The following is a 12,115-nucleotide window of genomic DNA, read 5'->3' as shown; positions in this document are numbered from 1 at the left end:
GGCTGTTTCTCCGGTGCGGCGAGACGCGGTACCAGGCGGCGCGGCCCCGCCAAGATCCGCCGGACACGGCCTAGGGCCTGTCCGGCGGCTCGAACAAGGAACGGTCCTGCCGTCCCGTCGGATCCGACGGGACGGCAGGACCGTTCGGGTTCGGGTCGGTTACGCGAAGCGTCCTTGCAGCAGCCACACGCCCGGCGCACCCGGGTCCGCGACCGGGTCGCCGAGCAGGCCCCAGAATCGCTCGACCACCGCGGCCCGCGGCACGTCGGCCACGTCCATGCCTTCCGGGAAGACCGAACTCAGCGCTTCGAGCACCTCGCCGATGCGTTTGCGGCGCATCCCGATCAGCCGGGTGATGTCCGGCAGTTGGGTCTTCCAGCGGCCCACCACGGCCTCGGCGAGCAGGTTTTCCAGTTCCGGGCCCGCGCCCGACACCTCGGCCAGGTCACGCATCGACAGGCCCAGCGCGCGGACCAGGAAGCCGGTGCGCTCCTCGTCGGCGCGCCACTTGTTCGCACGTTCGAGTCGGGCGTAGCCGACCTCCTTCATCCGTACCCGGTTGGCGAGTTCGGCGCGGGTGAGGCCGGCGGCGATCCGGTGGTCCTGGAGATTGCTCGGCCGGCCGCCCATGAGTTGGCTCACGGGGACGACCAAGGACTTGGCGAGGGCGAGCAGTTCGGCTTCGTTCGGGCGTTCCGTACCGGCTTCCCACTGGGCCACGGTCGACGGCAGTACCCGCAGCTCGTACGAAGCCAATGTCGCGGCCACACGCTCGCAGGTTAGCGCCATCACCCCCCGGGCAGAGGCGGCTGCGGACGGCGAGAACGCCGGTCGGACATCGAGGTCATTGGGGTCGGTCACGCGGCAAGCATAGAAAGCCCCGGGGGCGGCGTGGCGCCGACGTCGCCACGGACGCGACGAACCGGCCCGCGGTCGGCGGACATCGGGCCGCCACTCGGTCCGTACCGGCTCCGCACTCGGTCGACCCCGATCGGCAATCGATCGGCAACCGGTGATTACCGGTTCGGCCGCAACTTCGTCACGTGGCGCGGCAGGGCCGGCGCGATCGACCACAACACCTCGGCTTCGATCTCGCCCGGGTTGGTCCATCCGTGTTCCAGTCGCGCGGAGAACGTGGTCGAGTCACCCGCGCCGAGACGGCGCACGGTGCCGTCGACGGTCAGTTCGAGGCTGCCGCGCACCATGTACGCGAACACCGTCTCGGCCTCCAGCGCGTACGCGCCGCCCGAGCCGCCGCCCGGGCTCAGCACGGTGCGCATCACCTGGACGTGCGTCTCGTCCGCCGGTGTCAGCAGGAACTCCTCGATCCCGATGCCGCCCATCTCCAGCGGCGCGCCGATGCCGCTGCGCACCACGTCCTGGTCCGGGTAGTCGAACAGGGCCGCGATGCTGGTGCCGACCGCGTCGCAGATGCGCAGCAGGGTCGGCACGGACACCGACGCCTTGCCGCGCTCGGCCAGGCTCAGGAAGCCCTTGGTCACCCCGGCGGCGCCGGCCACCTGGACCAGGGTCAGCCCCTGTGCCAGGCGCAGTTCGCGCAGGCGCGGACCGACCCGGGACATCCGGCTGGAGGTGTCCTTGGCCGCGGCTGCCCCGGGCGCGGCTTCGGCTCGGACCTCGGCTCCGGGTTCCGTCTCGGCTTCGGCCTCGACCCCGGTTTCGCCCTCGCTCCCGGTCCCCGTCCCGCGCCGGGTTGCGCTCGCGGTCTCGACCGCGGGTTCCGGCGCGACGCCGGGAGGTTCGCTGGGTTCTTCGCCGGCTGCTCCGGCATGTGCTGGCACGCGCGACACGGTACCCGCCCTCCCGTCGTTTCAGCGCACCGTTCCGGGACCACCGGGCGGTCCGTAAAGGTTCGGATTCATTCGGATTCACCCCGCTCGGGGTCTTTACGCCACGAGTTTACTCCTGTAAAACCTTGACGAAAGTTTAGCGACACTAAACGCGACCTCGTCCACCAGCCAGGAGCAGCCATGAGCACCATCCCCTCGCCGGCACCCGCCGACCGCATCCGCGGCGTGGTCCTGCGCCCCGGCAACGATCTCGCCATGACCGACCTCGTACTGGCCCCGCCCGGCTCCGGCGAGGTCGAGGTCGCGGTGGTCGCGGCCGGTGTGTGCCACTCCGACCTGCACGTGGTGCGCGGCGAGTGGGATGTGCCGATGCCGGTCGTGCTGGGCCACGAGGGCTCCGGCGTGGTGACCGCGCTCGGCCCGGACACCGATGACTCGGGCCTGGCCGTCGGCGACCACGTGGTGCTGTCCTGGGTGCCGGCGTGCGGCACCTGCCGCTACTGCCTCGCCGGCCGCCCCGCCGCCTGTTCGCTGGTCGCCGAGGTGGTCGCGCCCAAGGGCGTGCTGTACGACGGCACCAGCCGGCTGAGCACGACCGACGGCGAGCAACTGCACCACTACCTCGGCGTGTCCTCGTTCGCCGACCGTGTGGTGGTCCCGGTCTCCGGCGCGATCAAGGTGCGCAAGGACGCGCCGCTGGACGCGCTGGCCCTGGTCGGCTGCGCGATCGCCACCGGCGTGGGCGCGGTCCGCAACACCGCGGGCGTGGAGGCCGGCGCGACGGTCGCGGTGATCGGCTGCGGCGGCGTGGGGCTGTCCTGTGTGCAGGGCGCCCGGCTGTCCGGCGCGGGCCGGATCGTCGCGGTGGACGTGGTCGCGGACAAGCTCGACCTGGCCCGCACCCTGGGCGCCACCGACACGATCGACGCGAGCGCGGTCGACCCGGTGGCGGCGCTGCGCGCATTGGTCCCCGAGGGCCTGGACTACGTCTTCGACGCGATCGGCAAGATCGCCACCACCGAGCAGGCCATCGCCGCGCTCGGTCAGGGCGGCGCCGCGGTGATCGTCGGCCTCCCGCCGACCGGCAGCACGGCCCGCTTCGACCCGCTCGCACTGGCCGAGGCCGATCAGCGCATCCTCGGCTCGAACTACGGCTCGGTGGTCGCCCATCGCGACATCCCGGTCCTGGTCGACCTGGTGGTCGGCGGCTTCCTGGACGTCGAGTCGATGATCTCGGCCCGGCGCCCGCTGGAGGAGGCCGGAGACGCCCTCGCCGAGTTGAACGAGGGCCGCGCACTACGGCAGTTGCTGATCACCGGCTACCGGCCGGCGCCGCACGACCCGACCGAGACCGGCGTGGCCGGCTCCGACTCCGCCGCCTACGACGCCTACACCGCGTACGCCGCGCCGCGATCCGCCTCCGGCTCGACCACACACACCCCGTCCGCGTACGACCCCACCAAGCGCGAGGGCTGACCGATGACTACTCTCACCCCAGGCAATTCGGCCGGAAAGTCCGGAAAGGCAGCACCCGTGCCCACATCCGCAGCCTCGCCCCCGTCCTCCGGTGCCCACGCCGGCGCGCCCGACGACGGCCTGGCCCGGCGCAGTGTGACCACCTTCGAGGTGGGCGCGCAGAGCGTGGCCAACGTCGCGCCCAGCGCGGTGATCGCGTTCGCGCCCGCGAGCATGGCGGCGTCCGCGGGCAACGGCGCGTGGTTCTCGTTCTTCCTGGCCATGGCCGCGGTGCTGGCGATCGCGTACTGCATCTGCGTATTCGCCCGCCGCCGGGCGGGCACCGGCTCGCTGTACGCGTTCACCCGGCTCTCGCTCGGGCCGTCCGGCGCGTTCGTGACCGGCTGGGCGCTGCTGATCGGCGCGGTGTGCATCGGCTCCGGCTCGCTCGCGGGCGCCGGCTACTACACCGGCCGGGCGCTGGACGGGATCGGCGTGGGCGCCTTCACCGGGGTGGCCGGTCAGGTGCTGCTCGACGTGCTGCTGGCCGCCATCGCGGTCCGGTTGACCATCGCGAGCGTGCGCACCGCCGCGCGGGTGGCGGCGACGTTGGAGGTGATCTCGATCGTGCTGATCGTGGTCGTGCTCCTCGCGGTGTTCTTCAAGAGCGGCAACGACCTCTTCGACACCGACCAACTCACCCTGACCGGCAGCACCCTGGACGGCATCGTGTTCGCGGTGGTCCTGGGCGTGCTCGGCTTCGTCGGTTTCGAGGGCGCCGCCTCGCTGGGCGCGGAGGCGACCGACCCGTACAAGGCGATCCCGCGGGCGGTGATGGGCAGCGCGCTGCTGGCCGGGCTGCTGTACATGTTCGCCACCTACGCCCAGGTGGTCGGCTTCGGCGGCCCCGACGGCTTGGTGGCAAGCGCCGACCCGATGGACGAGTTGGCCGAACTCTCCGGCCTGGGCTTCCTGAAGTTCTTCCTGCACGCGGGCTTCGCGGCCTCGTTCCTGGCCGTGGTGATGGCCTGCGTCACGGTCGCCGCCCGGCTGCTGTTCGGCATGGCCAGGGAGGGTGTGGTGCCGGCGCGCCTGGGTCGGGCGCATCCGACCCACAAGACCCCGTCCGCCGCGATCCGGGCCGTCACCCCGTTCGTCGCGATCCCGACGGTGGCGGTCGTATCGGCCGGCACCAACGGCCTGGACGCGACCACGTACATCGACACGATCGGCGTCTTCGGCTACATGCTGTCGTACGTGCTGGTCTGCCTGGCCGCGCCGCTGTTCGTGCGCGGGACCGGCGCCCGGTGTCTGGCCATCACCTGGGCCCTGGGCCTGATCGGCGCGGCGGCGATGGTCTACGTGTTCTACCGCAACCTGTGGCCCGTGCCGGAATCCCCGCTCAACGTGCTGCCGTACGTGTTCGTCGGCGCCCTGGTGGTGGGCATCGCCGGCTACGCGGTCCTGCGCGCCCGTGACCCGGAACGTGCGGACCGGGCGGGCACGTTCGCCGACGACGCGGCCTGAGCCAACGGGATCCGCGGACCGGGCCCGGAGCGGCCCGCCTCGGCCGCCGTCTTCCGCCCGCGGAGGACGGTGGCCGACGAGCGAGCCTCCGGCCGCCGGGGGCGGAGCGGCGGCGCGGACCGGGGGCATCGGCCCGGAAATGGGTGAATTACGCATAATGCCGCGATATGGCATTGGCCGGCTTCGGGTAATTCGCGATTTCCCGGGCGGATTCCCCGTCCGTGAATTGACTAACCATCGTGATGCCACGATTCTTGCGTTCGGCGGCCCAGGGGTGGGGATCCCGGTGACAGACCCGGGCAGCGGGGGCCGCCTTTTCGCGAGGAGTCGTTTCTTTCATGTTCATGACCCAGCGGGGTATATCCCGCGCGGCATCGGCGTGTGCCGTCACCGGTCTGGCCGCGGTCGCGGTCATCGGGTTCTCGCCCGTCGCATACGCCGACAGCGTCGCCCTCCGGTTCCGTGGCCATGTGAAGCACACGGAGGGCGAGGTCGCGCTGTCGGGCTTCCTCTGGAAGCAGCAGACCGAGCTGATGATCCTGAGCGCCCAGAAGGCCGGCGCGCCCGAGGTCCTGGTGTACTGCATCGACCTGGAGACGACCGTCCGCGAGGACGTCGACTACCGCGAGGGCGCCTGGGCCGACTCGTGGCTCAAGGACACCGCCAAGGTCGCCAAGATCAACTGGGTGCTGAACCACTCGTACCCCAAGATCAACGACCTCGACGCGCTGGCCAAGGCATCCGGGGTGTCGGACAAGAAGGGCAAGCTCGACGCGCAGGAGGCCGTCGAGGCCACCCAGGCCGCGATCTGGCACTACAGCAACGGCGTCAACGCGTCCGAGACGCGTAACGACAAGGACGTCGTGACGCTGTACAAGTACCTCACCGGCGAGGCCAACAAGGGTGAGGCCAGTGAGCCCGGCGCCTCGCTGGAGCTCGCCCCGACCACCACCAGCGGCAAGGACGGCGACACTCCCGGCGTCGGTCCGGTCACGGTCAAGACCACCTCGACCGAGCCGGTCGCGGTCAAGCTCGACGGCACCGTTCCCGCCGGCGTCTCGCTGGTCGGCAAGGACGGCAACCCGCTCGGCACCGCGGCCAACGGCACCGAGCTGTACGTGAAGGTGCCCAAGAGCCAGAACCCGGGCGAGGCCAGGATCTCGGCCTCGACCAAGGCCGGGGTCAACATCGGCCGGGTCTTCCTGGCCAAGGACCGCAAGCACTCGCAGACCCTGATCACGGCGGGCTCGCAGCCGTTCTCGGTCAGCGCATCGGCCCAGGTCAAGTGGAGCCACCAGGCCGTCCCGGTCCCCTCGTCGGCGTACAAGGAGGACTGCGTCCAGGGCGGGGTCACCGTCACGCTGAAGAACACCGGTGACGGACCGGCCGAGTTCAAGCTCAACGGCGCCAAGGTGACCGTGCCGCCGAACTCGAACAAGACCCAGTTCGTCAAGGTCGCCGAGGACACCGCCTACACCGTCACGGTGACCGGTCCGGCCGGCTACTCGCAGACGTACACGGGCACGCTCGACTGCGTCGAGACCCCGACGGTCCCGCCGACGACCACGCCGCCGACCACTGCGCCGGCGACGACCACGCCGCCGACGAACACCAAGCCGCCCACCACGCCGGCACCGCCGACCAGCTCGGCCCCGCCGGCGCCGGGCACCTCGGCTCCGGCGACCTCGTCGGCCCCGGCCACGAGCTCGGCCCCGCCCACCACGTCGGCGCCGGCGACCTCCTCGGCTCCGCCCACCACGTCCGCCCCGGCCACCACCACGTCGGCGCCCGCGACCGGCACCAAGCCGTCCGGCAGCGCGGAGCCGACGGGTAGCGAGGGGCCGACCAAGCCGATCGTGGAGCCCGGTACGGACAACCCCGCGGTCGAGGTGCCGTGGCTGCCGGTCGCCCCGGCGGGCAACGGCAAGGACCTCGCCAACACCGGTGGCGACAACTCCGCCGTGATCATGATCACCGGTGCGGCCGCCGCGCTGCTGGCCGCGGGCGGAGGCGCGATCTACTTCAACCGCCGCCGTGGTCGCCACCAGGTCTGAGCACCCGCAACGCGCTGAACCGGGTCGAGTCACCACCTGATCCGGGCCGGCACCGAGGGCCCCGCCGACACCCGGCGGGGCCCTCGGCGTTTCCACTCGCGATTCCCATGCGTATTCCCGCGAATGCAATCCGTGTTTTGTCGACAGCACGATTCATTTCCTACATGCGCGGCGCAACGGCTCGACAATTCGAAAGAGCGCGATTGGGACACGGGTGTGACAATTCTTCGTCGCACCTGCCGTATTCTCCGGCTCGGGTGGGCGGCTCGTCGGGAGGGTGGCGCCGCCGGTGCGGTTGATCACCGTGCCGGTCATGAAGCCGTTGCCGACGAACAGGCGGATCATGTCCGCGACTTCGTCGGCGCGACCGACCCGATCCAGGCCGGCGAAGCCCGGCCGGGCCTGAACGTCCCTGCACGCGGTGGAGCGCGATCCCGCCGAGGGGTGTACCCGTTCGCCGTGCTCGTTTCCGCGATTGTCACCGTCGTCGGGAATGATCCGGGGCGCCGACGACCTGTACTCGACGACCGTTCGCTTCGGAGGGACCCCGACCATGTCGCACCGCATCCTCAACCCCGACGGCCTGCACGACCCGGTGCACTTCGGCTACAGCCACGTCGCCGTGGCGTCCGGGGAACTCGTGTTCGTCGCCGGACAGTACGCGTCGGACGCCGACGGCCACGTCACCACCGACGACTTCGCCGAGCAGGTCGAGGAGTCCTTCGACAACCTGCGCATCGCGCTCGCGGCCGTCGGCCTGGACCCGAGTCACATCGTGCAGCTGCGCACCCACATCGTCGACCACGACTCGGACAAGCTGGCCATCCTCGGCAAGGCGATCGGCGCGATCTGGGGCGACCTGCCGCCGACCCAGACGCTCAGCGGCGTCGCGTCCCTGGCCCTGCCCGGGATGTTGTTCGAGGTCGACGCGGTCGCGGTACGTCCCTGACCCGCGCACGACACCCCGGAGCACGGCCGGACCGTCCCACACCGGCCCGCACGGGTGCCACGCAAGGATGCCGTGACCGGCGCACTCCCCCGGTCACGGCATCGAAGGGCCGACCCGTGCGGGCCGCCGGCCCGTCAGGCCTGCACCAGGTGCGACCTCTGCCGCCCCAGCCGATCGATCTCCAGCTCCATCACGTCACCCTCGACCAGGTACGGGAAGCGCCCGGACAGGGCGACCCCCTGCGGCGTACCGGTGTTGACGATGTCGCCGGGTTCCAGCACCAGGTACTGCGACAGGTGGTGGATCAGGTACGCCACGCCGAAGATCATGTCGGCCGTGGTCGAGTCCTGTCGGCTCTCCCCGCCGACCCACGAGCGCAGCCCGAGCGTCTGCGGGTCGGTGACCTCGTCGGTGGTCACCAGCCACGGGCCCAGCGGGTTGAACGTCTCGCAGTTCTTGCCCTTGGACCACTGGCCGCCGGACTGTTCGAGCTGGAACGCCCGCTCGGACACGTCGTTGCTGATCGTGTAGCCCGCGACGTGGGCCAACGCGTCCTTGGGCGAGGCGAGGTAGCGGGCCCGGCGGCCGATCACGACGGCGAGTTCGACCTCCCAGTCGGTCTTGACCGCCCCGCGCGGGATCAGCACGTCGTCGTAGGGCCCGACCACGGTGTGCGGCGCCTTGTAGAACAGGATCGGCGTGCTCGGCGGCTCGGCGCCGGATTCGGCCGCGTGCGCCGCGTAGTTCTGCCCGATGCACAGGATCGCGCCGGGCCCGGCCACCGGGGCGCCGACGCGCAGGCCGGCGACGTCGAGCTCCGGCAGGTTGCCCGCCGCCGCGGCCTCGCGGACCCGCTCGATACCGTCCGAGGCGAAGAACGCCGCGTCGATGTCGGCGGTGAGCCGGCTCAGGTCGAAGTGGCGGCCGTCGGCGGCGAACAGGACGGGTCGTTCGTTGCCGGGTTCGCCTACGCGCATCAGGCGCACGGTGATCTCTCCAGGTACGTGAGGGGTGTCGATGACGGAACGGGGACTGGGGGCGGGGATGTTCAGCCGACCCGGGTGAGCGCGCCGGGGCCGACCTCGTGGTCGAGCGCGCGGCCGGTCAGGTAGCGCTCCACCTCGTCCAGGACGATGTCGCCCTGCCGGCGGCGACACTCGACCGTACCGGCGGCCCGATGCGGCGTCAGCAGCACGTTCGGCAGCGCCCGGAACGCGTGGTCGACGGGCAGCGGCTCCCGGTCGAACACGTCCAGCGCGGCATCGATGCGTCCGGTGGCCAACTCCGCGAGCAGCGCCCGCTCGTCGACCAGCCACGAGCGCGCGGTGTTCACCAGACCGGCGCCGTCCGCGAGCAGGGCCAGTTCGCGGGCGCCGATCAGGTGCCGCGTCGCCGGCAGCGACGGCGCGTGCAGCGCGACGATCCGGCTGCTCGTCAGGAGGCGGTCCAAGTCGACGAGTTCGACCCCGAGTTCGGCCGCGCCGGCGGCGCTCAGGGTGGGATCGGCGACCTGCACCCGGGCACCGAGCGCCCGGACCACCTCGATGTACGCCCGCCCGGTCCGCGACGCGCCGACCACGCCGATCCGGGCGCCGAGCACCTCGTGTCGGGCGGGCGCGACCGAGGCGGCCGCCCAGTCGCCTCCGCCGCGCAACGCGTGGTCGTAGCGATGGATCCGGTGCGACAGCGCCAGCGTGAAGGCCACGGCGACCTCGGCCACCGAGCGGGCCATGCCCTGCCCGGCCTGGGTCACCCGCACGCCGCGCGCGAACGCGTCCGCGCCCACGTAGGGGGTGATCGCCGCACCGGTGTGCGCCAGCAGCCCGACCCGGGGGGCCGCCGCGAGCAACTCGCCGGTCAGCCGCGGCATTCCCCACGACGACACCACCACGTCCGCATCGGCCAGGGCCGCCCGCAGCGCTTCGACGTCGGCGGGGTCGTCCACCGGTACGACGTCGGCCACGGCCCGCAGCCGCTCGGCCACACCCCCCGGCCCGGCCGGATCCGCCATCCCGAAGAACTCCGCACGCAGCCCGGGCGGAACGGCCAGTACGACCACGGCGCGAGCGTCCCGACCGGCGGCCGACGGCGAACTAGGCGAGCCAGGCATCGAGGTGCTCCGCCACGAACGCGTCGTCGGTCAACCACGGATAGGCCCTCGCCACCCGCTCGATCTCCTCGGCCTGTCCCGGCGACAACGACTCCGCCGGGTCCAGGCACCAGGTCCCGGCCAGCAGCCCCTGCCGGCGCAGCACTTCGTGCACGCCCGCGATGCAGCCGCGGAAGCCACCGCGCACGTCGAAGACCGCCGAGTTCGCATCGGTCAACTCCGGTGCCTGACCCAACAGTTCGACCATCAGGCGGTGATCGCCGGCCCGGGCGCGGCGGACCCGGTCGAGCAGCGTGACCGCGGTCGACGTCCACACCGCCCACTGGCCGAGCAGCCCGCCGGCGAACCAGCGCGGCCGGTCGCCGGCCCGATACGGGGTCAGCAGGTCGGTGATGATCGCGTCGTCGTTGCCGGTGTACAGCGCGACCTCGCCGGCCCGGTCGGCGTCGGCCACCGCCGCGAGCACGTCCGAGGTGCGGTAGCGGTCGAAGGGGGCGATCTTGATCGCGGCCACGCTCGGGATGTCGGCGAACGCGCGCCAGAATTCGGGGGTGAGGAACCGGCCGCCCACCGCGTCCTGGAGGTAGAACCCGATCACCGGCAACACCTCGCCGACGGCGCGCGCCCGCTCCAGCAGGCCCTGTTCGTCCGCACCCGGCACGGCGGGGCTGAGCAGCACCGCGTCGTAGCCGAGCGAGGCGGCGAGTTCGGCCTCGGCCACCGCCTGCGCGGTGTACCCGCAGGCACCGGCCACTCGCACCACCGGTCGGCCCGCCTCGCGGGCGACCGTCTCGGCGGCCAGTTCCAACACCGGCCGCAGCAGCCCGACCTCGGGCTTTCGGATCTCGAACTGCGTGGTGTGCACGCCGACCGCGAGGCCGCCCGCGCCGGAGGCGAGGTAGTAGCGGGTCAGCGCCCGCTGCCGGCGCTCGTCGAACCGGCCCTCGGCGTCGAGCGCGAGCGGATGTGCGGGGATCACGGTGCCCTCGAGCAGCAGCTCGATCGGCGAGAGCGGGGAAACCGCCGCGCCGGTCGAGCCGGTCGGGTCGAGCGAACCGGCCGGGTCGACCGGGTCGACCGGGTCGACCGGGTTCATCGAACCGACCGAACCCGGGGAATCCGTTGCGGAGTTGATCACGATGCCTCAGAACTTTCCGTCGCGGACCTGGAACTTGGTGGCCTTGCCGGACAGCGGATACCCGCGCCGGATCCAGTCCGCCTGCCAGGCCACGAGCGTGCGCAGGGGGACTTCGGGATAGCCGAACAACTCGTGGCACACACTCGCGTCGGACAACAACGCGCTGCCCGACTCGGCGCCGGTCACGATCGCCTCCCGGCCGAACTCGGTGCCGAACATCGCCGCGAGACGCCGTACGGACGCGGTCTCGGGGCCGGTCAGGTTCACCGTGAACGGCGTGCCCGCGTGCCCGAGCGAGCGCAGCGCGACCTCGTTGGCGTAACCCTGCCACACCACGTTGGCCTGACCCGTCGTCACGTCCACCGGTTCGCCCGCGTGCACCGCCGCCGCGATGTCGGCGAGCACGCCGTAACGCAGGTCGACCGCGTAGTTGAGCCGGATCAGCGCGACCCGGGTACCGCGCGTGGTCGCGGCGTGCGTGAACACCCGTTCGCGGCCCAGGCAGGACATCGCGTACTCGCCGACCGGCCCGACCGGGTCGGTCTCCACGCTGCCGCCGGAGCCCGCGTCCACCAGCGGATACACGTTGCCGGTGGAGAACGCGGCGATCCGCGCGGCCGGGTAGCGGCGGGCGATCCGGTCCGGCAGCGCGGCGTTCACGGCCCACGCGTGCTCGGGCGCGCCGGCCGAGCCGAATTTGGCGCCGACCATGAACACTACGTTGCCCGCGTCCGGCAGGTCGGCCGGGTCGCCGGCCATCAGGTCGAATGCGACGGTCCGCACACCGTCGGCCTCCAACGCCCGCGCCGCCGTGCGGTCCGACCAGCGCGAGACCGCGTACACGCTCACGTCGGTGCGCCCGCCCGCGTCCAGCGCGCGCCGGGCCAACCGGCACAGGCTCGGGCCCATCTTGCCGCCCGCGCCGAGCACGACCAGGTCGCCGTCCAGGCCGGCCAGGTCTGCGATCAGCGCCGCCGAAGGGGTCGCGAGGAGTTCCTCCAGCGCGGCCTCGCCCTCGGGGAAGGCGAGTCGGCCGGCAGCACCATCCGCTACAGCTACAACGTTCATGAC

General features: G+C 72.0%; 11 protein-coding genes. 4 read left to right on the top strand and 7 right to left on the bottom strand.

Going from position 1 to position 12,115, the window contains the following annotated elements; translation table 11 throughout:
- Nucleotides 1-159: 159 nt before the first annotated feature.
- Both ACZOOI_RS24630 and ACZOOI_RS24625 read right to left on the bottom strand, forming a co-directional pair.
- Complete coding sequence (locus tag ACZOOI_RS24630) at nucleotides 160-768, bottom strand: hypothetical protein (protein ID WP_465277862.1); 609 nt, start codon at nucleotides 766-768, stop codon at nucleotides 160-162.
- A gap of 248 nt (nucleotides 769-1,016) precedes the next feature.
- Complete coding sequence (locus ACZOOI_RS24625) at nucleotides 1,017-1,802, bottom strand: helix-turn-helix domain-containing protein (protein WP_465277861.1); 786 nt, start codon at nucleotides 1,800-1,802, stop codon at nucleotides 1,017-1,019.
- A gap of 189 nt (nucleotides 1,803-1,991) precedes the next feature.
- On the opposite strand from ACZOOI_RS24625, the gene ACZOOI_RS24620 reads away from it, so the two are divergent.
- The 3 genes from ACZOOI_RS24620 (at nucleotide 1,992) to ACZOOI_RS24610 (ending at nucleotide 6,847) form a co-directional block, all read left to right on the top strand.
- On the top strand, nucleotides 1,992-3,287 hold the full coding sequence (locus tag ACZOOI_RS24620; protein WP_465277860.1) for a zinc-binding dehydrogenase: 1,296 nt from the start codon (nucleotides 1,992-1,994) through the stop codon (nucleotides 3,285-3,287).
- Between the two features lie 57 nt (nucleotides 3,288-3,344).
- The gene (locus tag ACZOOI_RS24615) at nucleotides 3,345-4,793 is read left to right on the top strand and encodes an APC family permease (protein ID WP_465277859.1); all 1,449 of its coding nucleotides are present in this window, start codon (nucleotides 3,345-3,347) and stop codon (nucleotides 4,791-4,793) included.
- A gap of 338 nt (nucleotides 4,794-5,131) precedes the next feature.
- A complete protein-coding gene (locus ACZOOI_RS24610) occupies nucleotides 5,132-6,847 on the top strand; it encodes a Cys-Gln thioester bond-forming surface protein (RefSeq protein WP_465277858.1) in 1,716 nt (571 codons plus the stop codon).
- 153 nt (nucleotides 6,848-7,000) lie between these two features.
- Here ACZOOI_RS24610 and ACZOOI_RS24605 read toward each other — a convergent pair whose 3' ends face one another.
- Nucleotides 7,001-7,402 (bottom strand): hypothetical protein, encoded by a 402-nt coding sequence (locus tag ACZOOI_RS24605; RefSeq protein WP_465277857.1) that lies wholly within the window; start codon nucleotides 7,400-7,402, stop codon nucleotides 7,001-7,003.
- Between ACZOOI_RS24605 and ACZOOI_RS24600 the strand changes: the two genes are divergently transcribed.
- Entirely contained in the window at nucleotides 7,401-7,796 is a 396-nt protein-coding gene (locus ACZOOI_RS24600; protein WP_465277856.1) for a RidA family protein, read from the top strand. The two genes, ACZOOI_RS24605 and ACZOOI_RS24600, sit on opposite strands and share 2 nt — an antisense overlap.
- Before the next feature lie 134 nt (nucleotides 7,797-7,930).
- On the opposite strand, the gene ACZOOI_RS24595 is transcribed toward ACZOOI_RS24600, so the two are convergent.
- The 4 genes from ACZOOI_RS24595 to ACZOOI_RS24580 all read right to left on the bottom strand — a co-directional run bounded on the left by ACZOOI_RS24595 (nucleotide 7,931) and on the right by ACZOOI_RS24580 (nucleotide 12,112).
- Nucleotides 7,931-8,782 carry a fumarylacetoacetate hydrolase family protein gene (locus ACZOOI_RS24595; protein WP_465277855.1) on the bottom strand — a complete coding sequence of 284 codons (852 nt, stop codon included), beginning with the start codon at nucleotides 8,780-8,782 and terminating at the stop codon, nucleotides 7,931-7,933.
- Nucleotides 8,783-8,844: 62 nt separating this feature from the next.
- On the bottom strand, nucleotides 8,845-9,906 hold the full coding sequence (locus tag ACZOOI_RS24590) for a hydroxyacid dehydrogenase (protein WP_465277854.1): 1,062 nt from the start codon (nucleotides 9,904-9,906) through the stop codon (nucleotides 8,845-8,847).
- Nucleotides 9,890-11,002 carry a dihydrodipicolinate synthase family protein gene (locus ACZOOI_RS24585; RefSeq protein WP_465277853.1) on the bottom strand — a complete coding sequence of 371 codons (1,113 nt, stop codon included), beginning with the start codon at nucleotides 11,000-11,002 and terminating at the stop codon, nucleotides 9,890-9,892. The genes ACZOOI_RS24590 and ACZOOI_RS24585 overlap by 17 nt, the downstream gene beginning before the upstream one ends.
- Before the next feature lie 48 nt (nucleotides 11,003-11,050).
- On the bottom strand, nucleotides 11,051-12,112 hold the full coding sequence (locus ACZOOI_RS24580) for an NAD-dependent epimerase/dehydratase family protein (protein ID WP_465277852.1): 1,062 nt from the start codon (nucleotides 12,110-12,112) through the stop codon (nucleotides 11,051-11,053).
- Between the last annotated feature and the right edge of the window lie 3 nt (nucleotides 12,113-12,115).

Source organism: Embleya sp. L77 (genome assembly GCF_055557415.1).
Note: the sequence above shows the minus strand (reverse complement) of the source record. Positions and strands in the feature narration are given on the sequence as shown.